The organism is Streptomyces sp. NPDC016677, assembly GCF_055562815.1.
In genome coordinates, this window is sequence record NZ_JBVHEO010000012.1 from 150,353 (window position 1) to 173,709 (window position 23,357).

General features: G+C 75.8%; 13 protein-coding genes. 11 read left to right on the top strand and 2 right to left on the bottom strand.

The annotated features are described in order from the left end of the window. The first annotated feature begins 434 nt into the window (after window positions 1-434). Together ACZ3IG_RS26985 and ACZ3IG_RS26990 are read left to right on the top strand one after the other, a co-directional pair. Window positions 435-9,251 carry an amino acid adenylation domain-containing protein gene (locus ACZ3IG_RS26985; protein ID WP_467435274.1) on the top strand — a complete coding sequence of 2,939 codons (8,817 nt, stop codon included), beginning with the start codon at window positions 435-437 and terminating at the stop codon, window positions 9,249-9,251. Further along, entirely contained in the window at window positions 9,244-13,239 is a 3,996-nt protein-coding gene (locus ACZ3IG_RS26990) for a type I polyketide synthase (RefSeq protein ID WP_467435275.1), read from the top strand. The genes ACZ3IG_RS26985 and ACZ3IG_RS26990 overlap by 8 nt, the downstream gene beginning before the upstream one ends. A 208-nt stretch (window positions 13,240-13,447) precedes the next feature. Here the strand turns inward: ACZ3IG_RS26990 and ACZ3IG_RS26995 are convergent, their stop codons facing one another. Both ACZ3IG_RS26995 and ACZ3IG_RS27000 read right to left on the bottom strand, forming a co-directional pair. Then, a complete protein-coding gene (locus tag ACZ3IG_RS26995; protein ID WP_467435328.1) occupies window positions 13,448-14,932 on the bottom strand; it encodes a class I adenylate-forming enzyme family protein in 1,485 nt (494 codons plus the stop codon). Continuing rightward, the gene (locus tag ACZ3IG_RS27000) at window positions 14,932-15,180 is read right to left on the bottom strand and encodes an acyl carrier protein (RefSeq protein ID WP_467435276.1); all 249 of its coding nucleotides are present in this window, start codon (window positions 15,178-15,180) and stop codon (window positions 14,932-14,934) included. Before ACZ3IG_RS27000 ends, ACZ3IG_RS26995 begins: the two co-directional genes overlap by 1 nt. A gap of 340 nt (window positions 15,181-15,520) precedes the next feature. On the opposite strand from ACZ3IG_RS27000, the gene paaA reads away from it, so the two are divergent. The 9 genes from paaA to ACZ3IG_RS27045 all read left to right on the top strand — a co-directional run bounded on the left by paaA (window position 15,521) and on the right by ACZ3IG_RS27045 (window position 23,354). Next, window positions 15,521-16,528, top strand: coding sequence for a 1,2-phenylacetyl-CoA epoxidase subunit PaaA (gene paaA / locus ACZ3IG_RS27005; protein WP_467435278.1), 1,008 nt, complete (start codon window positions 15,521-15,523; stop codon window positions 16,526-16,528). Continuing rightward, on the top strand, window positions 16,525-16,848 hold the full coding sequence (gene paaB / locus ACZ3IG_RS27010; protein WP_467435279.1) for a 1,2-phenylacetyl-CoA epoxidase subunit PaaB: 324 nt from the start codon (window positions 16,525-16,527) through the stop codon (window positions 16,846-16,848). Before paaA ends, paaB begins: the two co-directional genes overlap by 4 nt. Further along, complete coding sequence (paaC, locus tag ACZ3IG_RS27015) at window positions 16,832-17,650, top strand: 1,2-phenylacetyl-CoA epoxidase subunit PaaC (RefSeq protein ID WP_467435280.1); 819 nt, start codon at window positions 16,832-16,834, stop codon at window positions 17,648-17,650. Before paaB ends, paaC begins: the two co-directional genes overlap by 17 nt. After that, window positions 17,647-18,153 carry a 1,2-phenylacetyl-CoA epoxidase subunit PaaD gene (paaD, locus tag ACZ3IG_RS27020; protein WP_467435281.1) on the top strand — a complete coding sequence of 169 codons (507 nt, stop codon included), beginning with the start codon at window positions 17,647-17,649 and terminating at the stop codon, window positions 18,151-18,153. Before paaC ends, paaD begins: the two co-directional genes overlap by 4 nt. Window positions 18,154-18,288: 135 nt before the next feature. After that, on the top strand, window positions 18,289-19,548 hold the full coding sequence (locus tag ACZ3IG_RS27025) for a 2Fe-2S iron-sulfur cluster-binding protein (protein WP_467435282.1): 1,260 nt from the start codon (window positions 18,289-18,291) through the stop codon (window positions 19,546-19,548). Window positions 19,549-19,606: 58 nt separating this feature from the next. After that, window positions 19,607-20,386, top strand: a complete 780-nt coding sequence (locus ACZ3IG_RS27030; protein WP_467435284.1) for an SDR family oxidoreductase — start codon at window positions 19,607-19,609, stop codon at window positions 20,384-20,386. A gap of 25 nt (window positions 20,387-20,411) precedes the next feature. Beyond that, window positions 20,412-21,260, top strand: coding sequence for a tryptophan 2,3-dioxygenase (locus ACZ3IG_RS27035; RefSeq protein WP_467435285.1), 849 nt, complete (start codon window positions 20,412-20,414; stop codon window positions 21,258-21,260). Further along, complete coding sequence (locus ACZ3IG_RS27040; protein WP_467435286.1) at window positions 21,250-22,098, top strand: alpha/beta hydrolase family protein; 849 nt, start codon at window positions 21,250-21,252, stop codon at window positions 22,096-22,098. The genes ACZ3IG_RS27035 and ACZ3IG_RS27040 overlap by 11 nt, the downstream gene beginning before the upstream one ends. Then, window positions 22,095-23,354 (top strand): kynureninase, encoded by a 1,260-nt coding sequence (locus tag ACZ3IG_RS27045; protein WP_467435287.1) that lies wholly within the window; start codon window positions 22,095-22,097, stop codon window positions 23,352-23,354. The genes ACZ3IG_RS27040 and ACZ3IG_RS27045 overlap by 4 nt, the downstream gene beginning before the upstream one ends. Window positions 23,355-23,357: the final 3 nt, after the last annotated feature.

Consider the following 23,357-nt stretch of genomic DNA (forward strand, 5'->3'; position numbering starts at 1 on the left):
GCACGGGGGAGCGGGATTGCCCGCAAAAGGAGTCCGCACCCGGACCGGGGGCTTTTCCGAGAGTGCACCGCGCGGCACGGCCGAATCCAGCCGGGAACCCCGCCTGAAGGGAAGTCGCGTGAATTCCCTAGAAGTCCGCCGGAACCGCCGACTCCCTCGCCGCACGCGATTCAGGGAAATCCTTGAATCGCCCCGCCCGGGCCCTGTTCCGGCTTGACCGGTCGCCCCGCGCGGCGCACGGTGGTGTGCCGTGAAACCGGGGCGGGACCGTCGGCCATGTGCCCCGTCCCCGGTGTGCGACCTCCCCTTGCCGCCCGTGGGCGGGTCCGGCCCGCACCCCGCGCGAGGACGGCCCGGAGCGGTGGCCGCACCCGTCCGATCCGCCGGGCCTTCGCCGTCCGGGACACTACGGCTTGCCACGTGAGGGTTGTGCTATGTCACTCCAGGAGGACGAACGTCGACCGCTGTCCGGGGCCCAGGAGGGACTCTGGTTCGCCGGACGGCTCGCGGCGGACGCCGCCGCGTACACCACCGCGGAGGCCGTGGAGATCCACGGGCCGCTCGACACCGCCCTGTTCGAGACCGCGCTGCGGCGCACCGTCGGCGAGGCCGACACCTTCGCCCTGCGCTTCGCCGACACCGACGACGGCCCCCGCTGCCACCGCGCCGCCGACGCCGACGACTGGGTCCTGCACCGGACCGACGTCAGCGACACCGCCGACCCCGAGGCCGCCGCGTGGGCCTACGTCCGCGCCGACCTCACCACCCCCGTCGACCTGGACAAGGGCCCGCTGTTCGGGCACTCCCTGCTGACCCTGGCCCCCGACCGCCACCTCTGGCTGCTGCGCGCCCACCACCTGCTGCTCGACGGGTACAGCTACAAGCTCGTCGGCCGGCGCCTCGCCGAGACGCACAACGCGCTCGCCGAGGGCCGCGACCCCGGCCCGTCCCCCTTCGCGCCGGTCGCCCGGCTCCAGCAGGACGAGGCCGCCTACCGCGCCTCCGACCGCTTCGCCCGCGACCGCGACCACTGGGCCCGGCGGCTGGCCGGACTCCCGGAGCCCGCCCGGCTCACCTCCCGCACCGCGCCGCCCACCGCGCCCTTCCTGCGCCGCACCGCCGAGTTGAGCCCCGCCGAGACCGCCGCCCTCGACTCCGCCGCGGCCCGGCTCGGGGTGACCCGCGCCGGCCTGCTGGCCACCGCGACCGCCGCCTGTCTGCACCGGATGACCGGCGCCGAGGACCTGGTCCTCGGCCTGGCCACGATGGGCCGGTTCGGCAGCGCCGCCCTGCGCGCCCCCGGCACCGCGTCCGACGTCCTGCCGCTGCGGGTGGCGGCCGGCCCGGACACGCCGGTGGCGGAACTGGCCCGCGCCGTCGCGGCGGAACTCGCGGACCTGCGCCGCCACCAGCAGTACCGGGGCGAGTTCCTGCGCCGCGACCTCGGCCTGCTGGGCACCGGGCGCCGGCTGTACGGGCCGGTGCTGAACATCGTCCCGTTCGACGAGTCCCCAGTCTTCGGCGGTGCCCCCAGCACCTGGCACCACCTGTCCGGCGGGGCCGTCGACGACCTCCAGATCTCCGTCCGGCCCGGCGCCCGCTCCGAGGGGCTGTGGCTGGCCTTCGACGCCAACCCGGCCCTGTACGAGGAGGACGAACTCGCCCTCCTGAGCGACCGGTTCACCGCCGTACTGCGCCGGCTCGCCGGGACCGGACCGGCGACGCCGCTGGGCGACCTGGACTTCCTGCTGCCCGGCGAACACCCACGCGACACCCCCGTGCGCCACTACCCGGTCGAGCACACCCTCACCGCGCTCTTCGAACAGCAGGCGGCGTCCGGCCCGGAGCGGACCGCCGTCACCTGCGGCGACGAACACCTCACCTACGCCGAACTGGACGCGCGGGCCAACCGGCTGGCCCGGCTGCTGGCCGAACGCGGCGCGGGCCCCGGCACCGTGGTGGCGCTGGCCCTGGACCGGGGCATCCGACTGCTGCCCGCCCTGCTGGCCGTCCTCAAGACCGGCGCCGCCTACCTCCCGCTCGACCCCGGCCACCCGGCCGAGCGGCTGCGGCTGGTCGTCGAGGACGCCGCCCCGGTCGCCCTCGTCACCGAACGCGCCCACGCCCACCTCGCCGACGACGCCGTACCCGCCGTCCACTTCGCCGACGACGCCGTACCCGCCCTCCTCCTCGACGACCCCGGCACCGCCGCCGACCTGGCCCGCCGCCCGGCCGGCCCCCTCACCGACGCCGAGCGGCGCGGACCGGCCGGCCCGGACGACACCGCGTACATCATCCACACCTCCGGCTCCACCGGCCGCCCCAAGGGCGTGCCCGTGACGCACGCGGCCGTCGTCCGCCTCTTCACCGCCGCCGCCGAGCACTTCGCCTTCGGCCCCGACGACGTGTGGACGCTGTTCCACTCCTACGCCTTCGACTTCTCCGTCTGGGAGATCTGGGGCGCCCTGCTGCACGGCGGCAGGATCGTCGTCGTCCCCTACGCCGTCAGCCGCTCGCCGCGCGCGTTCCGGGAGCTGCTGCACCGGGAGGGCGTGACCGTGCTCAACCAGACGCCGTCCGCGTTCGAACAGCTCATCGACGCCGACCTCGGACTCGGCGGGGACATCGGCGCGTTGCGGTACGTCGTCTTCGGCGGCGAGGCGCTGCGCCCGGCCCGGCTGCGACCCTGGGCCGACCGGCACGGGCTGGACCGTCCGGCGCTGGTGAACATGTACGGCATCACCGAGACCACCGTGCACGTCACCCACCACCGCGTCACCCGCGCGGACCTCGACGACCCGCGGCGCGGCAGCGTCGTCGGCACCCCCCTCGCGGACCTGCGGGTGCACCTGCTGGACGACCAGTGCCGCCCGGTGCCGCCCGGCGCGACCGGGGAGGTCCACGTCTCCGGGGCCGGTGTCGCCGCCGGCTACCTGAACCGGCCCGAGCTGACCGCCGAACGCTTCCTCGACGACCCCTACGGGCCGCCCGGCACCCGCATGTACCGCTCGGGCGACCTGGCCCGGCGCCGCCCCGACGGCACCCTCGAGTACCTGGGCCGGGCCGACGCCCAGGTGCAGTTGCGCGGCTTCCGCGTCGAGCCGGGCGAGATCGAGGCCGTCCTCGCCACGCACCCGGCCGTGGCGCGGGCCGCCGTGGTGGTCCGCCGCGCCGGGCACGGAGGCGAGCAGCTCGTGGCCTACACCGTTCCGGCGGGAGCCGGCGCCGCGTCCGGAACGGGAGACGAACAGCGCTCTGATCGCGCCGTCCCCGCGGGAGGCGAGCAGCGCACTGGTCACCGGAGCCTCGCGGACGCCCCCCTCGACCCGGCCGAGCTGCGGGCGTACGCCGCCGCCCGGCTGCCCGAGTACATGGTCCCGGCCGTGTGCGTCCCCGTGGACACCCTGCCGCTGACCGCCAACGGCAAGCTCGACACCGACGCGCTGCCCGCCCCCGACTTCACCGCCACCGCCGCCTCCGGCACCCGGCCCGCCACCGAGCGACAGGCCGTGGTGTGCGGTCTGTTCGAGGACGTGCTGAAGCTGGACCGGGACACCGTGGGCGTCGACGCCAACTTCTTCGACCTGGGCGGCGACTCCCTGCTCGCCACCCGGCTGCTGGCCCGGCTGCGGCAGGAGACCGGCGCCGAGGTCTCCATCACCGCGCTGTTCGACACCCCGACCCCGGCCGCGCTCGCCGAGCGCCTCCCGGCCCGGGCGGACGGCGCCGGCGTCCCGGCCCGGCCGGTCCCCGGGGCCGCCGCCCGTCCGGCGCGGCTGCCGCTGTCGTACGCGCAGGAACGCATGTGGTTCCTGCACCGGCTCGACGACGGCGCCGCCACCTACCACATCCCGCTCCTCGTCCCGCTCGGCCCGAGCCCCGACCCCGACGCCCTCCGGGCCGCCCTCGGCGACCTCGCCGACCGGCACGAGATCCTGCGCACGGTGATCGCGGAACACGACGGCACCCCCTTCCAGCGCATCCTGCCGCCGGGCGGACTCCGGCCACCGCTGCGCGTCATCGACTGCCCCGCCCCGGAGACCGCCGCCCAGGCCGCCGCCGTGCTGCGGCACCGCTTCGACCTCGCCGCCGACAGTCCGCTGGCCGCCTGGCTGCTCGGCCCGGACACCGACCGCACGCTGCTGCTCCTCCTGCACCACAGCGCCGCCGACGGCTGGTCGCTGCGGCCCTTCGCCGACGACCTCGGCGCCGCCTACGCCGCCCGCCGCGCCGGCCGCGCCCCCGGCCTGCCCCCGCTGCCCGTCCAGTACGCCGACTACGCGCTGTGGCAGCGCGCCCTGCTGGCCCCCGCACCGGACGGACCGGGACACCTGGAGCGGCTGACCGCGTACTGGCGTACCGCGCTGGACGGTGCGCCCGAGGAGTGCACCCTGCCCGGCGACCGGCCGCGGCCCGCCGCCCCGCGCGGCGACGGCGCACACGTCGAGACGGCGGTAGGCCCCGGCACCCACCGCGCTCTGCTGGACCTCGCCGACCGCGAGGGCGCCAGCCTGTTCATGGTGCTGCACGCCGCCGTCAGCGCCCTGCTCACCCGGTGCGGCGCCGGCCAGGACATCGTCCTCGGCACGCCCGTCGCGGGCCGCACCGACCCCGCCCTCGACCCGCTGATCGGCCTGATCGCCAACACCCTGGTGCTGCGCGCCGACACCTCCGGCGACCCCGCCTTCCGGGAACTGCTCGCCCGCCTGCGCACCGCCGACCTGGCCGCCCTGGACCACCAGGACCTCCCCTTCGACCGGCTGGTCGACGACCTCAACCCCCCGCGCAGGCCCGGCCGGCACCCCCTGTTCCAGGTGATGCTCGCCCTCCAGAACAACGAACCCGCCGTCCTCGACCTGGACGGCAGGCGCACCCCGCTGCGGCCCACAGCCACCGGCACCGCCAAGTTCGACCTCTTCGTGGACGTCCAGGAACACCGCACCCCCGAGGGCACCCCCGACGGCCTGACCCTGCACGTCGAGTACGCCACCGACCTGTACGACACCGGCACCGCCGAAGCCTTCGCCCGCGCCCTGCACGACATCCTGCGCACGGTGGGCACCGAACCCGGCGTCCGCGTCGGCGCCCTGCCCGCCCTCCCCGACCGCACCCCCGCCCCGGCCGACGCGGACCGGCTCACCGGCACCGTCCGGGCCGTGCCCGGCATCCAGGCCGCCCACGCCCTGCCCGGCGCCGACGGCACCCCGCCGCGCCTGTACGTGGTGCCGGGGCGGACGGACGCCGCCGAACGCGCCGAGGACGCCCTCGCCCGAGCCGGCCACGGCACCGTCCGGGTCACCGCCGTCAACGCCCTGCCCCGCGCCGAGGACGGCACCGTCGACACCGCGGCGCTGCGCGCCCTGCCCGCAGTCGACCGCGCCGCCGCCGACAGCTGGCGGGAACGGCTGAGCGGCATCCCCGGCGTCACCGCCACCGAGGTCACGGTGACGGACGCCCCCGAGGAACTGCCCCGCCGCCACACCGGCCGCCCGCACCGCACCCCGGCCGCCGCCCCCGACGCCGCCCGCGCCGGGGACGCGGCCCGCGCCGGGGACGCCTCCGGCGCCCTCGCGCTCAGCGAGGGCCCCGCCCTGGCCGAGCCGTCCGTGCCCGGCTGGGCCGAGGCACTGCGCCGGGCCGCCGAGCAGGGGCGCGGCGACATCGTCCACGTCCACCCCGACGGAACCGAACACCGCCGCACCTACGCCTCGTTGGCCGCCGAGGCGTCCCGGGTCCTGGCCGGACTGCGCCGGGCCGGACTGCGCCCCGGTGACCAGGTCATCCTCCAGTGCGACGCGACCGAGGACTTCCTCGCCGTGCTGTGGGGCTGCCTGCTGGGCGGCTTCGTCGCCGTACCGCTGACCGTCCCCGCCGCCTACGGCACCCCCTCGGCGGCCCTGACCAAACTGGAGGGCATCTGGCGGATGCTCGGCCGGCCCCGGATCGTGTGCTCCGCCGGCCGCGCGGCCGGGCTGCGTTCGGTCGCCGCCCGGCAGGGCTGGCCCGGCCTCAGGCTCACCACGGCCGACGCGCTGCGCGAGGCCCCCGAGGACCACGACTGGTACCCCGCCCGGCCGGACGACCTGATGCTGATGCTGATGACGTCCGGCAGCACCGGCCTGCCCAAGGCGGTCCGCCTCACCCACCGCAACGTCCTGACCCGCTCCGCCGCCACCGAGCAGATGAACGGGCTCGGCGCCGACGACGTCACCCTGAACTGGATCCCGCTCGACCACGTCACCGGCGTGGTCATGTTCCACCTGCGGGACGTCTACCTGGGCTGCCGCCAGATCCACGCCCCCACCTCCTGGATCCTCCAGGACCCGCCGCGCTGGATGGACCTCGCCGACCGGCACCGGGTCACCGTCACCTGGGCGCCCAACTTCGCCTTCGGTCTCCTCGCCGAGCAGTCCGACCGCTATGCCGACCGCGCCTGGGACCTGTCCCCGATGCGGCTGGTGATGAACGCCGGCGAGGTCGTGGTGGCCGCCGCCGCCCGCCGGTTCCTGCACACCCTGAAGCCGTTCGGCCTGCCGCAGGACGTGATGCACCCCGGCTGGGGCATGTCCGAGACCTGCTCGGTGGTCACCGACGCCGTCCTGCCACCCGAACCCGTCGACGGCGAAGGGGTGTTCGTGAGCTGCGGCCTGCCCTATCCCGGATTCGCCATGCGGATCGTCGACGAGCGGGGCAGGGTCCTCACCGAGGGCGAGGCGGGCCGGTTCCAGGTCCGCGGCACCTCCGTGACGGGCGGCTACCACGACAACCCGGGCGCCAACGCGGAGGCGTTCACCGAGGACGGCTGGTTCGACACCGGCGACCTGGCCTACCTGCGCGACGGTGAGCTGTACATCACCGGCCGAGCCAAGGACGTCATCATCGTCAACGGCGTCAACCACTACAGTTACGAGATCGAGGCGTGCGTCGAGGAACTGCCCTGTGTGGAGCGCAGCTTCACCGCCGCGGTCGCCGTACGCTCCGACCCGTCGTCGCCCACCGACGAACTCGCCCTCTTCTTTCACCTCACCGGCGAGGCCACCGCCGGCGCCCTGCGCGAGATCGCCGGGAAGGTGACCCGGGAGATCGGCGTCAGTCCCGCCTTCCTCGTCCCCGTGGACCGGGACACGGTCCCCAAGACCGAGATCGGCAAGATCCAGCGCACCAGGCTGCGCAAGAGCTTCGAGGCGGGCGCGTTCGACGAGGAGGTCCGCCGCACCCAGCTGTTGCTGGGCACCGCCGCCACCGTCCCCGACTGGTTCCTGCGCCCGGTGTGGCAGCCCGCGGCACGACCCGGCCCGCGCGCCGCGTCCCCGGGCCGGCACACCCTGGTGCTGACCGGCGGCCACCCCCGCGTCCGACGGCTCGCCCAGCGGCTCGCCGACGACGTGCGCGCCGCCGGCGGGCTGTGCACCCTGGCCGTCCAGGGCGCCTCGTACGCCCGTCAGGACGCCGCCCACTACCGGGTCCGGCCCGGCGCGGAGCGGGACTACGCCGCGCTGCTGGACCGGCTGGAGGGCGACCAGCGGCCGGTGGACGCCGTCCTGTACCTCGACGCACTGCGCGACGACCGGCCCGCCGACGACCCGGCCGGCCCCGAGGACCTCCTCGCCCTGGCCCGGGCCCTGACCACGCGGCGACGCCCGCTGGACCTGGTGTACGTGACGGCCGGCGCCCAGGCGGTACGTCCCGGCGAAAGCCCGGCACCGGCACACGCCATGGCGGCCGCGCTGCTGAAGTCGCTGGGCGAGGAGTCCGGCGGGCTGCGCTGCACGCACCTCGACCTCGCCCCGGACGAGGACACCGACCCGCTGCCCGTCCTGCTGGCCGAGGCGACGGCGGTCGCGGCGGGCACGGACGTGGCGTACCGCGACGGCAGGCGCTACGAACGCCGCCTCGCCGCCCTGCCCGAGCACCCCGTGCGCGCCGAACCGCCCGCACCCGACGGCTTCACCCTGCTCACCGGCGGCCTGGGCGGCGTCGGCACCGAACTCGCCGCCCACCTGCTGCGCACCCCCGGCACCCGGCTGCTGATCACCGGCCGCACCCCGCACCCCTCCGAAGAGACACTCGGCCGGCTGCGCGAACTGGGCGAAGTCCGCTACGCCGCCGCCGACGTCACCGACGAGAACGCGGTACGCGCCGCCGTGCGGGACGCCACCGAGGCGTGGGGCGTGCCCCTGGCGTCGGTCCTGCACCTGGCCGGCACGCTCGTGGAACGCCCCGTCGGCGAACTGGACCCGGCGACCTGGCGGCACGCGGTGGAGGCCAAGACGCGCGGCGCGTGGACCCTGCACCGGATCACCGCCGACCACCCGGTCGCCTCCTTCGTCACCTTCTCCTCCGTCAACGGCTGGTTCGGCGGCGCGCTGAACGCCGCCTACGCCGCCGCCAACGCCTACCTCGACGCCCTCGCCGTACGCCGCCGCGCCGCGGGCCTGCCCGCGCAGTCCCTGGCCTGGAGCATGTGGCGCGAGCGCGGCATGAGCCGCGGCTACCGCCTCACCGCGCTCACCGAGGCCCGCGGCTACCGGGTCCTCGACGCCGGCGCCGCGCTCCGCTCGTTCGACCTGGCCCGCACCCTGGACGAACCGCACCTGCTGATCGGCGCCGACCGCACCGCGCCCTGGGTGCGCGGCCATGTCGCCGCCCCCGTCCGCCAGGTGCGCCGCCTGGTCGCCCGCGTCGGCCTGGCGGACGGCACCGACCTGGGCGCCCTGTACCGGGCGGCGGCCGACGCCGCCGGCGCGGCCGGGCTGTCCGACGCCTGGACGCTGTGCTCGGCGGGCGCGGCCGGCGACCGGGAACAGGCGGAGGCGGGGGAGGACCCGAGGGAGCTGGAGGGCAGGCTCGCCGAGGTGTGGGGCGCGGTGCTGGGCCGGGACCGGGTGGGCCGGGACGAGAACTTCTTCGACCTGGGCGGCAACTCGCTGCTGCTCGTCACCGCCCAGGCCGCCGTCAACCGGGCCTTCGGCACCGACCTGTCGGTGATCGACCTGTTCGGCCACCCGACGGTGCGGGAGCTCGCCGGTCGGCTGGTGTCCCTCGGGGTGCCGGCCGGTCCGGCGGGCGGTTCAGCGGGCGGTTCAGCGGGCGGTCCGGCGGCCGGTCCGGCCGGCGGGGTGCACGCAACCGCTCCGACGCCCGGCGCCGGCCTGGACCGCGCCCGCGAACAGGCCCAGCGGCAACGCGCGGCCCGCGCCCGCCGCACCGCCCGCCGAGGACACGGGCGGGAGGACCGGGACCGTGCCTGAACCGACGGCACCGACGGCGGCCGGGGCCCCGGTGGGCCGTACGGGAAGCACACCACCCGCCCCCACCGAACCGCCACGCCCCCGGCCCGCCACCGACGAGGGAGAGGACGAGACACCCGCCGTGCACAACAGCACCGCACCCCACGACGACGACCACCCCGCCGACACCGTCCCCGCCGACACCGTCCCCGCGGACACCGTCCCCGCGGACACCGTCCCCGCGGTCGCCGTGATCGGCATGGCGGGCCGTTTCCCCGACGCCGACGACCTCGACGCCTTCTGGGAGAACCTCTCGACCGGCCGTGAGTCGGTCCGCCCGGTCACCGACGACGAGTTCCTCGCCGCCGGCGGCGCCCCACGCGACCTCGACGACCCCGCGCTGGTGCGCATGGTGTCCACGGTCGACGGCATGGACCGCTTCGACGCCGGCTTCTTCGGCTACAGCCCCGCCGAAGCCGCCGTCGTCGACCCGCAGCAACGGCTGCTGCTGGAGACCGCCTACCACGCCCTGGAGGACGCCGGCTGCCTCGGCGCCGACCGCACGGCGACCGGGCGGTTCGGGGTGTACGCGGGCAGCGGCGACAGCCGCTACTACCCGGCCCACGTGTACCCCCGCTTCGCCGGGCAGCCCGGCTCGGTCGCCCTCGTCCACGCGGCCACCGCCAACTCGCTGGGCACCCTCGCCACCCGCGTCGCCTACGAACTCGGCCTCACCGGACCCGCCCTCTCCGTGCAGACGGCCTGCTCCACCGCGCTGGTCGCCGTGCACACCGCCTGCCAGGACCTCCTCGACCACCGCTGCGACACCGCCGTCGCCGCCGCCGTGTCCCTCAACCCCGCGGCCGCGCTCGGCTACCGCCACGTGCCCGACGGCCCGTTCTCGCCCGACGGGCACTGCCGCGCCTTCGCCGCCGACGCCGCCGGCACCGTCTCCGGCGACGGGGTCGGCGCCGTCGTCCTCAAACGGCTGGAGGACGCCCTCGCCGACGGCGACCGGATCCGCGCCGTCATCCGGGGCAGCGCCGTCAACAACGACGGCCGCCGCAAGGTCGGCTTCAGCGCACCCAGCGCCACCGGACAGACCGAGGTCATCCTCGACGCCCAGGCCCAGGCGGAGACCGACGCCGGCACCATCGGCCTGGTCGAGGCACACGGCACCGCCACGAAACTCGGCGACCCCATCGAGGTGTCCGCCCTCACCGAGGCGTTCCGGCAGTCCACCGACCGCACCGGCTTCTGCGCGCTCGGCTCGGTCAAGACCAACATCGGTCACCTCGGGGCCGCCGCCGGCATCGCCGGGCTCATCAAGGCCGTCCTCGCCCTGGAACACCGGCAGATCCCGCCGAACCTGCACTTCGACCGGCCCAACCCGCTCATCGACTTCACCGCGAGCCCCTTCCGCGTCCCCACCGCCCTGGAGGACTGGCCCGCGGGCGACCATCCCCGCCGGGCCGCCGTCAGCGCCTTCGGCATCGGCGGCACCAACGCCCACGTCATCCTGGAGGAGGCCCCGCCCACCGCACCCGCCGCACCCCGGCCGGCCGAGGACGGCCGCCGCCTGGTGCTGCCGCTGTCCGCGCGGACCGCCGGCGCCCTGCGCGGCCAGGCCGAGGCCCTCGCCCGGCACCTCGAACGCCGGCCCGCCGCCCGCCTGGACGACATCGCGCACTCCCTGCGCACCGACCGGCCCGCGCTGCGCCACCGGCTCACCGTCACGGCGGCCGGCCGCGCCGAGGCCGTCGACGCGCTGCGCTCCGCCGCCCCGGCCACCCCGCCGGTGCCCGACGACCCGGTCCGGGTGGCGTTCCTGCTGCCGGGCGGCGGCACCCAGTACCCCGGCATGGGCGCCGGGCTGTACCGCGACCACACCGTCTACCGGGACATCGTCGACGAGTGCGCCCGCATCCTGCGGCCCGTCCTCGGCACCGACCTGCGCACCGCCCTGTTCGATGGGCGCGAACCCGACCACGTCTCCTCGTTCCTGGGACTGGTGGTCACCGAGTACGCCGTCGCCCGCACCCTCGTCGAGGCGGGAATCCGTCCCGACGCGCTGATCGGCCACTCCCTCGGCGAGTACACCGCCGCCTGCCTGGCCGGCGTCATCGACCTGGCCGACATGCTCCCGCTGGTCACCGAACGCTCCCGGCTCATCACCCGGGCCGGCGGCGCCACGGTCGGTGTCGCCGCCCCGGCCGAGGAGATCCGGCCGCTGCTCGGCGACGACCTGGCCCTGGCCGCCGTCAACGGCCCCGGCGCCTGCACCGTCGCCGGACACCTCGACGCCGTCACCCGCTTCGAGACCGGACTCACCAGCCGGGGCGTCCCGTTCCGCCGGCTGCGCATCCCCGTCGCCGCGCACTCGCACGTCCTGGACCCGGTGCTGCCGGCCTACGAGGCCCACCTGCGCCAGGTCACCCTGCGCCCGCCGCGCATCCCGTACGTCACCGACGTCACCGGCACCTGGGTCACCGGTGAACAGGCCACCTCCGTACGGCACTGGCTGGACCACACCCGGCACACCGTACGGTTCGCCGACGGTGTGACCGCCCTGTGGGACCGGCTGCGTCCGGTGCTGGTGGAGATCGGACCGGGCGACACCCTCACCAAGCTCGCCACCGGCCAGTTGACCGACGCGGCCCCGGTGACGGTCACCACCATGCGGCACGCCAAGGCCGAGGCGGCCGACGGCTTCGTCCTCGCCGAGGCACTGGGACGGCTGTGGAGCGCGGGCGTCGACAGCGCCCTGCCCCCGGTACCGGGCGCCCCCCGCCGGGTCCCGCTGCCCCCGTACGCCTTCGACCGCCGGCGCCACTGGATCGACGCCCCCGGCGCCCGAGGCACCCGCCCGGACCCCGCCGCCGGCCAGGCCCCGGCGGACCCCGGCCCCACCCTCTCCCCGCGCCCCCGGCTGACCACCGAGCACATACCGCCGCGCACCCCGCAGGAGACGGCGGTGACCCGGCTGTGGGAGGAGAACCTCGGCATCGACGGCATCGGCGTCCACGACAACTTCTTCGACCTCGGCGGCGACTCGATGCGGGCCGTGCTGCTCGCGGGCCGGCTGCGCCAGACCGGCGTCCTCGACATCCCGGCGGCGACCCTGCTGGCCGCGCCCACCGTGGCCGGGGTCCTCGCCGCCGCCGGTCAGGGACGGACCGGCACGCCGGGGGCCGCCGCGCTCGGCCCGCTGCTGCCGCTGCGCACCGAGGGCACCGCCACGCCCCTGTTCTGCGTACACCCCGGCGCGGGCGTCTCCTGGCGCTACACCGGCCTGCTGCCCCACCTCGGCGGCGACCAGCCGGTCTACGGCATCCAGGCGGCCGGCCTCGACGGCACCGCGCCGCCCGCGCCGGACGCCGCCGCCATGGTCGCCCACTACCTCGACCTGGTGCGACAGGTCCAGCCGCACGGACCGTACCGGCTGCTGGGCTGGTCCTACGGCGGGTTCGTCGCGCACGCGATGGCCTGCGCCCTCCAGGCGGCCGGCGAGCGGGTCGGACTGCTCGCCCTGCTCGACGCCCCCCAGCCGCACGGCATCGTCCAGGAACCGGCCGGGATCGAACGGCAGGTGGCGGCGCTGCTGTCGCGGATGGCCGGGATCGCGCCGGACCCGGGCCCGGCGCCCCTGGACGCCGACACCGTGCTGGACCGGATCGGCGCGGCGGTCGGGGCCGGCCCGGCGAGTTCCCCCGTCACCCGCGCCGAGGCCGCCGCCATCGCCGCCGTCATGCGCAACAACCTGCGCATCGCGCCGCAGTTCGCCCCCGGCGTCTACCGCGGCGACGTGCTGTTCTTCAGCGCGGCCGAGGAGGAGCCGGCCGGGTCCGCGGCCGACCTGGCGGGCCTGCCCGGCAAGGCCGACAGCTGGCGGCCGTACGTCGACGGGACCCTGCACGACCACCAGGTGCCCTGCGGCCACTACGAGATGACCGAACCCGAGCCGATCGCCCGCATCGCCGAGGTGGTGGCGAAGGCACTGCGGGACTGAGCCGACCAGCGTCCGACGGGTACCGCGGCCGGTCCGGACGGCAGACACGCCGTCCGGACCGGCCGCGGTGTGCGACGAACCGGCCGGACGTGCGCGGCAGCCCGGTCGTCGGCCGCCCTGGGCAGCGCGACAGCCGCCCGGACACACGTCTCGGCCGGCGGACCGCACCTGCGGTCCGCCGGCCGAGACCGGGGGAGCGGCGGGGCCCTCAGACCCGCAGCAGCTTCTTCACGATCTTCCCCGCGGGGTTGCGCGGCACCTGCTCGATGAACTCGACGCGGCGCGGCCGCTTGTACGGCGCGAGCAGGCCGGCCACGTGCGCCAGCAGGGCGGCGGGGTCCGGGTCCGCGCCCGGCACCAGCGCCACGTACGCCAGCGGCACCTCGCCGTAGTCCTCGTCGGGTATGCCGACCACCGCGGTGTCGCGGACCGCCGGGTGCGTCATCAGGGCGCGCTCGATCTCGGACGGGTAGACGTTCTGGCCCGCCCGGATGATGACGTCCTTGGTGCGGTCCACCAGGCTGATCCGGCCGTCGGCGTCCAGGGAGCCGAGGTCGCCGGTGCGGATCCAGCCGTCGAGGGTGATCTCACGAGTGGCCTCCGGATCGTTCCAGTAGCCCCGCATGACCCCCGGCCCGCGCACCACGATCTCGCCGATCTCGCCGGGCGGCAGTTCCCGGCCCCGCTCGTCCACCGCGCGGGCCGACATGCCCGGGACGACCCGGCCGCAGGGGATGCGGGCGGTGACGTCCCCGGGCTCGGGGTGTTCGTCCGGCCCGAGCGTGACGAACGGGCCGCCCACCTCCGTCATCCCGTACACCTGCCGGAAGCCGCAGCCGAGCCGCCGTACCGCGTCCGCGTAGACGTCGAGCGGCATCGGGGCGGCGCCGTAGAGGATCTCCCGCAGCGACGACAGGTCGGTGCGCTCCGACAGCTTCGCCTGGAGCATGAAACGCAGCATCTGCGGCACCAGCCACATGTGGGTGGCCCGGTGCCGTTCCACCGCGGCGAGCGCCCGCTGCGGAGTGAAGCCCGGCAGCAGCACGACCGTCGCGCCGGCCGCCAGGTAGGTCAGCGACACCACCATGCTGCCGTGGTACAGCGGGCAGCAATTGACCATGACGATGTCGTCGGTGGGCCGGGCCATCACCAGCCAGCCCAGGGCGATCGCCCGGAACGAGGCGCTGTCCACGGTGACGCCCTTGGCCTGCCCGGTGGTCGCCGAGGTGTGCAGAACGGCGATCGGGTCGGTGTCGGCGACCTCCGGCAGCTCCCGCGGGCCGGACAGCGTGCCCAGCGCCTCGAAGACCGGCTTGTCCAGCGCCATCCTGATCCGCACCGACGCGGGCAGCCGGTCGTGGCGGTCCAGCAGCTCCGACTCGCCGAGGACGGCCACCGCCCCGACGCGCTCCACGATGCCGGCCACCTCGGGCACGGCCAGGCTGTGGTTGAGCGGCACGAACAGCGCGCCGAGCCGGGCCAGCGCGAAGTAGCTCTCCAGCACCTCGATGCGGTCCTTGGACAGCACCGCCACCCGGTCACCGCGCTCGATGCCCAACTCCGCCAGGCCGTGCGCCAGTTCCACGACACGGTCGTGGAACTGGGCCCAGGTGACACTGCGTTCCTCGTCGACCAGGGCGGTCCGGTCGGGCCAGCACTGGCGGTTGCGCTCCAGCAGCTGCGTCAGCCACATCACGCACCGCCGGTGGCGCCGGCGACCCGCTGCCCGGCCACGAAACGCTCGTAGTCGGCGATGGTGCGCAGGTGTTCCAGGTCCGCGGCGGTGATCTCCACGCCGAGCCGCTGCTCGACCAGCAGGACGAGACGCACCAGGTCCCCGGAGTCGATGCCGCTGGCGGCCAGGTCGACGTCGTCGCCGATCTGGTCGGCGTACTCGGCCGTACCGGTCAGCTCGACCAGCAACTCCCTGATGGTGCTCATGGTTTCCCCTTTCCTCGGCGTGCCGGCCGCCGTACGGGACTGGTCTGTCACCCCTTTCAGGAGGCGACCGCACCCGGCCGCACTCCCCGGGCCGCCCCGTGAGCTTTGTCACGCGCCCGGTGCCCGCCCGGCGGGGATAGCCGGAGTCCGTACCGCGCCTCTTTCCGCAACGAAGCGCCCCTGAGCCGAAGGCCGGCGGACGGCGGAAGCCGGAGACCGGGGCCGGAGGCCGCAGAACCGGAGGAGTGATGCGAGTGCCCAGGCAGCCGGTACCGGACCGGGGCGCGGGGCGGCGCCCCGCGCGCCGCACGGCGGACCCCGCCCACCCGGGCGGTGCCAGGTGACCGCGCCGGACACCGCCCCCGCACCCGCCGCGGACGACGCGGCGCCGCTCGCCCGCTTCGAGGAGCTGATCGCGGCCGGCGAGACGATCGAACCACGCGACTGGATGCCCGACGGCTACCGCCGCATGCTGGTCCGCCAGATCGCCCAGCACGCCCACTCCGAGATCATCGGCATGCAGCCGGAGGGCGCCTGGCTCACCCGGGCCCCGTCCCTGCACCGCAAGTCGGTGCTGATCGCCAAGGTCCAGGACGAGGCCGGCCACGGCCTCTACCTCTACTCCGCCGCCGAGACCCTGGGCGTGGACCGCGCCGACCTGCTCGACGCCCTGCACCACGGCCGGCAGCGCGCCTCCGCCACCTTCAACCACCCGGCCCTGACCTGGGCCGACACCGGGGCCATCGCCTGGCTGACGGACGGCGCCGCCGTCATCAACCAGGCACCGCTGTGCCGCACCTCCTACGGGCCCTACGCCCGCGCCATGCGCCGGGTCTGCCAGGAGGAGGCGTTCCACGTACGGCAGGGCTACGACCTGATGCGCGCCCTGTGCGAAGGCACACCGGAGCAGAAACGGATGGCGCAGGACGCGGTGGACCGCTGGTGGCTGCCGGCCGTGGCGCTGATGTTCGGACCGCCGGACACCGAGGCGGGCGGCGTCGACGCCCGGACCGCCGCCCTGGGTGCCGCCGTCTCCCGCCGTGCCATCGCCTGGGGCATCAAGCGGCACACCAACGACGAACTGCGCCAGCGCTTCGTCGACACCTGCGTTCCGCAGGCCGAACGCCTCGGCCTGACCCTGCCCGACCCGGCGATCCGCTGGAACGCCGAACGCGGCCACTACGACTTCACCCCCGTCGACTGGGACACCTACCGCGAGGCGCTGGGCGACGCCACCCACTGGGCCCGGCAGCGCGTCGCGCACCGCCGGGCCGCGCACGAGGACGGCGCCTGGGTGCGGGCGGCCGCCACCGCGCACGCCGCACGAACGGAAGGAGAGACCGGATGAGCGCCGGTACGGCAGAGGGCGCACCGGCGTCCTGGGAGGTCTTCCTGCGCGGCCGCCGGGGCCTGGCCCACCAGCACGTCGGCTCGGTACGGGCCGCCGGTCCGGACGCGGCCCTGGCCGCCGCCCGCGACCTGTACACCCGCCGGGGCGATCCGCTGTCGCTGTGGGTGGTCCGTTCCGACGCCGTGCACGCGGCCTCGCCGGAGGAACGCGACCCGTACTTCGCGGGCGCCCGCCACAAGCCGTACCGCTACCCCGAGCACTTCCCGCCGCTGACTGCCGCCGACCGAGAAAGGCCCGAAGGTGACCACCACACATGAGGCCCCGCCCGGGCCCCCGGCGACCGCGGTCACCGGCACCGGCACCGGCACCGACGCCGATCTGGCGCTGCACCTGCTGCGCCTGGGCGACGACGCCCTGGTCCTCGGGCAGCGGCTGTGCCAGTGGATCACCTGGGCACCGACCGTCGAGGAGGACCTCGCGCTGTCCAACATCGCCCTCGACCTGATCGGCCACGCCAGGGTCCTGCTCACCCGGGCCGGCCGGCTCGACGGCACCGGCCGCACCGAGGACGACCTGGCCTTCACCCGCCCGGACCGCGAGTTCACCAACGTCCTGCTGGTCGAACTCCCCAACGGTGACTTCGCCACCACCGTGGCCCGGCAGCTCGCCTACACCCACTACGCGGCCTTGTACTACGAGGCGCTGGCCGGCTGCGCCGACGCGGACCTGGCCGCGTTCGGCGCCCGCGCCGCCCAGGAGGTAGCCTTCCACCGGTCGCACGCCGACCGCTGGACCAGGACCCTGGCGGGCGGCACCGCGGAGAGCGCCCGGCGGATGCGGGAGGGCCTGGAGCGGGTGTGGCCGTACACCGCCGAACTCTTCGACGAGGACGACGTCCCGCGCCGCCTGGCCGCGTCCGGCACGGTCCCCGCACCGGCCACGCTGCGCCCGGTCTGGCACCGGCGGGTCACCGAGGTGATCACCGGAGCCGGACTGACCGTCCCCGCTCCCGACTGGACGGCCCGCGGCGGCCGGTCCGGCCGGCACACGGAGGAGTTCGGCCCCTTGATCGCCGAACTCCAGTCGGTGCGGCGGCAGTTCCCCGGAGGGACCTGGTGAACGCCGCGGTCGAAACCCCCCTGCCGGCCGCGGAGGTACGGGCCCGGATCGCGGCGTTGCCCGACCCCGAACTGCCGGTGATCAGCCTCGGTGACCTCGGCGTACTGGGCACGGTGGCGCCCGGCCCGGACGGGGTGCTGGAGGTGGAGATCCTGCCCACCTACCTCGGCTGCCCCGCACTGCCCGAGATCACCGCCGCGGTACGGGAGGTACTGGCCGGCTGCGGCCACCGGGCCGGCCGGGTACGGCAGGTGCTGTCGCCGCCCTGGTCGACCGACCGCATCACCGCCGAGGGGCGGCGCGCCCTGGCCGCGCACGGCATCGCCCCGCCCGTCTCCCCGGCCCCGTCCGGCCCGGTCCCCGTGGAACTGGGCGGGGTGCCCTGCCCGCACTGCGGCTCCCGCGCCACCCGCCCGCACAGTCCCTTCGGCCCGTCCCGCTGCCAGTCGGTCCTGTGGTGCACGGCCTGCGCGGAGCCGTTCCCGTACGTGAGGGCGCTGTGAGACGCCGTGGGGCGGGGCGTTGCGTGCACCCCGCCCCGACCGCGCCGCGCCGCTCCCCGCGCCCCTCCCGACCGCCCGCTCCGCAGTGTGCGGCAGGCCCCGTGACCCCCGCCCCGACCACGCCCTGAGGCACTCGTGAACACCGTCGCCACCCAGCCCCACGTGCGGCCCGGCCCAGAGACCGGCCCACAGCCCGGCCCACAGCTCGGCACCCCTCGCCGCACCGGCTGGCACCGCCTCCCGGTCGCCGAGGTGCGCCGGCTGACCGCCGACACCGTGGCCGTCACCCTGGACGTCCCCGCCGCCCTGCGGGACGTCTTCGCCCACCGCCCCGGCCGGCACGTCGTCGTCCGGCACCGCCACGCCGGCGGCGAACTGCGCCGCAGCTACTCGCTCTGCCCGCCCCCGCACGACTCCGACACGTTCCGCCTGGTGATCAAGCGCGGCTCGGCGGACGGCTTCGGCGCCCACGCCCTCACCCGGCTCACCCCCGGCGACCACCTCGAACTCTCCCCGCCCACCGGCACCTTCGCCCTGCCGGAGCTGCCGCCCGGCGGCCACCACGTGCTGCTCGCGGGCGGCTCCGGCATCACCCCCCTCGCCCCGATGGCCGCCGACGCCCTGCGCCGCGACCCGGCCTGCCGGGTCAGCCTCGTCCACTCCGTGCGCACCGCCGCCGACGCCGTACTCGCCGACGAACTGGCGGAGTTGAAGGACCGTCACGTCCGCCGCCTCACCGTCCTCCATGTGCTGACCCGCGAGGACCGGGGCACCGGCGGCCCGCTCGCCGGACGGATCGACGGTGCCGCCCTGCGCCGCCTGCTGACCGCCGTGGACGCCCGGCCCGGCCCGCACACCGCCTTCGCGCTGTGCGGTCCGCCCGGCCTGCTCGACACCGCCGTGCGCACCCTGACGGACTGGGGAGCCGACCCGGCACTCGTCCGCCGGGAACTGTTCACGACGGGCACGGCCGGCACGCCCCGCGGACCGGCCACGCCAGGCACGTCACGTACGTCGGACACGCCGGGCACGCCGGGCACGCCGGGCACGCCAAGTACGGGCCCCCAGGACCCGCCGGGCGCGCACCCCTCCGTACCCGCCCGGACGGCCGTGGCCGAGACCCGGGTGACCGCCCTCCTCGACGGACGCCGCCGTACCGCCACCGTCCAGCCCCGGGACCCCGCCCTCCTCGACGCGCTGCTGCGCGCCCACCCCGACGTGCCCTACGCCTGCCGCGAGGGCATCTGCGGGAGCTGCCGCGCACGGGTCGTCGCCGGGCGCGTGACGGCGGGCGACCAGCCCGCCCTGGACGAACGCGACCGGGCCGCCGGTTACACCCTCGTCTGCCGCGCCCGGCCCGCCACCCCCGACCTCACCCTCGACTTCGACGCCTGACCCGCCTGACCCCGCCCCCACCGAGGCCGAAACGCCACGCTCACCGAAGGAGACCGAGATGACCACCGCCGCGCGCCGCCACCAGGGCAGGACCGCCCTGGTCACCGGAGGCAGCCGGGGCATCGGCAGGGCCATCAGCCACCGCCTGGCCCGCGAGGGCGCCCTGGTGGCCGTCCACTACGGGCACGACACGACCGCCGCCGAACGCACCGTCAAGGAGATCGAGGCCGACGGCGGCCGCGCCTTCCCGGTCCACGCCGAACTCGGCGTCCCCGGCGACGCCGACACCCTGTGGTCCGCCTTCGACCGGGCCCTGGCCGGCCAGGACACCCCGCCCGGACTGGACATCCTCGTCAACAACGCCGGAATCACCGTCCCCCGCCCCCTCGTCCAGGTCACCGAGGCCGACTACGACCGCGTCTTCGCCATCAACACCAAGGCGCCCTTCTTCATCATCCAGCGCGGTCTGGACCGCCTGCGCGACGGCGGCCGCATCGTCAACATCTCGTCCGTCGCTACCCGCGTCGCCTTCCCGGCCATCGTCTCGTACACCATGACCAAGGCCGCCCTCGACTACCTCACCCTCTCCCTCGCCCAGGAACTCGGCCCCCGGCGCATCACCGTCAACGCCGTCGCCCCCGGCTACACCGAGACGGAGATCAACCCCACCCTCGCCGTGCCGGAGATCCGCCGCAGGTACTCCGAGGCGTCCACGTTCGGCCGGCTCGGCGACCCGGCGGACATCGCCGACGTGGTGTCGTTCGTCGCGAGCGACGACGCCCGCTGGGTGACCGGCCAGTGGATCGACGCCTCCGGCGGCGCCCACCTCGGTGTGTGACCGCCCGCACCCTCCAGGAGACGCCATGAACGACACCACGGCCACCCTCGACGCCCCCACCGCAGACGACGCCCTGACCCGCCCCTTCCCGGGCGCGAGCCCCTACGACACCTACGTCCACGCGTCCCTGCTGAACTCCCTGCAACAACCCCTCACCGAGGCCCCCGACGAGATGGGCTTCCTGGTCACCACCCAGGTGATGGAACTGTGGTTCACCCTGATCGTGCACGAGTGGCGCACGGCACGGGTGGCCTTCGCCAAGGACGACCTGGACGCGGCGCTGGACGCGCTCACCCGCAGCCGCCGCGCGCTGACCGCCCTGAGCGGCGCCTGGGCGCCGATCGCCGCCCTGACCCCGGCCCGGTTCAACGGCTTCCGGGCGGCCTTCGGCCGGGCGTCGGGCTTCCAGTCCGCGATGTACCGGCACATGGAGTTCCTGCTCGGCGACAAGAACGCCGCCCTGCTGCACGGCCACAGCGGCGACCGGGCCGTGCACGAGGCGCTCGGCGAGACCTACCGCGAACCCTCCCTGTACGACGAGGTACTGGCCTTCCTCCACCGACAGGGCAGGCCCGTCCCGGCGCACGTCCTCGACCGGGACGTCACCCTCCCGTACCGCGCGGACCCCGGGGTGGTGGAGACCTGGCGGCAGATCTACACCGGACCCCAGCACCACCCCCATCTCACCCTCGGCGAACTCCTCACCGACATCGCCGAACTCGTCACCCGCTGGCGGTCCGAGCACGTCATGGTGGTCCGCCGCGCGATGGGCGCCAAACCCGGCAGCGCCGGCTCCTCGGGACTGGCCTGGCTGCAACGGCGCGCGGCCCGCCCGGTCTTCCCCGAGCTGTGGGAGGTGCGCGGTGCCTGCTAGGACCATCTCCGCCTTCGCGGCCGAGGAGGAACGCCGGGTGCTGAGCCTGAAACCGGTCCTGGCGCCGGTCCACGGCCGTTACGGCGACCACCCCCACCACACCTACGACCGCTGGCCGTCCGACGACCCCGACGCCCCGCTGGTCGTCCTGCTGCACGGCGGGTACTGGCGCTACGACCGGATGCACCTCACCCCGTTCGCCGCCTACCTCTCCCGGCAGGGCTTCGACGTGCTGCTGCCCGGTTTCCGCCGCTCCGGCGGCGCCGGCGGCTACCCGGAGACCTTCGACGACGTCGCCCGGATCGTCGACACCCTGCCCGAGGGACGCCCGTACCTGCTGGCCGGACACTGCTCCGGCGGCCACCTGGCCCTGTGGTGCGCGGCCCGCGGCCTGCTGCCCGAGGGCTCCCGCTGGCACACCCGCGCCCTGCCGACGAGCGTCCTGGCCCTCGCGCCGCTCACCGACCTCACCGCCACCCGCCGCGACCGCCTCAGCGACGACGCCGCGCTCCAGCTCCTCGGCGGCGAGGAACACTTCCAGCGACGCCTGCCCGAGGTCGACCCGCTGACCCTGCTGCGCGCCGCCGGCAGCACCGGCGTACCCACCGTGCTGCTGCACGGCGCCGCCGACGAGGAGGTCCCGCTCACCCAGTTCCGCGACTACGCCGCCGTGCACCGGGACCTGAGGACGGTCGTCCTGCCCGGCACCGGCCACTACACCCTGATCGAACCGGGAGCACCCGGCGCCCGCGCGGTCGCCGGCACGCTCCGAGACATGGCGGCCGCCCTCCCGCCCCGCCCGGCCGCCCGCGCGGACGAGGAGGCCGCACCCCGATGACCACCACACTGGCCGCCCCGCCCGCCCTGCGCGAGGAAGCCACCCGCCTGGACGCCGCCGACCCCCTGGCACCCCTGCGCGCCCGCTTCCTGCTCCCCCCGGACGTCGTCTACCTCGACGGCAACTCCCTCGGCCCGCTGCCCGCCGCCGTACCGCCGGCCCTGGAGGACGCGGTACGCCGTCAGTGGGGCACCGGCCTGATCGGCTCCTGGAACACGGCCGGCTGGTGGCAGGCGCCGCTGCGGGCGGGCGACGCGGTCGGCCGGCTCATCGGCGCCGCGCCCGGGCAGACCGTCGTGGGCGACTCCACCAGCGTGCAGCTGTTCACCGCGCTGGAGGCCGCCGCCACGCTCCGCCCGGACCGCCCCCTGCTGGTCACCGACCCCGACCACTTCCCCACCGACCGCTACCTCGCCACCGCGGTAGCCCGCCGCCGCGGCCTGGACGTGTGCCCGGTGCGCCCGGCCGGCCTGCCGGCCTTCCTCGCCGCCGAGGGCCACCGGACAGCCGTCGTCAGCTACTCACCCGTCGACTTCCGCACCGGCGAGCTGTACGACATGGCGGATCTGACCCGTGCCGCCCACGAGGCCGGCGCCCTCGCCCTGTGGGACCTGTGCCACGCCGCCGGCGCCCTGCCGCTCGACGTCGACGGCCTCGGCGTCGACCTGGCCGTCGGCTGCGGCTACAAGTTCCTCTCCGGCGGCCCCGGCGCCCCCGCCTACCTCTATGTCGCCGAACGCCACCACCCTGCCCTGGAAACCCCCCTGCCCGGCTGGACCGGCCACGCCGCCCCCTTCGCCCTGGCCGCCGACTACACCCCCGCACCCGGTATCGCCCGCGCCCGCGTCGGCACCCCGCCGATCCTCTCCCTGCTCGCCCTCGAAGCGGCCCTCACCGCCTTCGACGGCGTCGACCTGCACCAGGTCCGCGCCAAGAGCCTCTCCCTGACCGCCTACTTCCTGCACTGCGCCGACGAACTCCTCACCCCCCTCGGCTTCACCCCGGTCACCCCCGCCGACCCGGCCCGCCGCGGCAGCCAGATCACCCTGCGCCACCCCCACGCCCACGCCCTGACCCGAGCCCTCGCCGACCGCGGCGTCCTGGCCGACATGCGCGCCCCCGACCTCATCCGCTTCGGCGTCAACGCCCTGTACACCACCCACGAGGAACTCCTCACCGCCGCCTGCCACCTCCACACCCTGACCCGGACCGGCAGCTATGACCCGGCACCCCGGCTGCGGGGCCCGGTGACATGACCT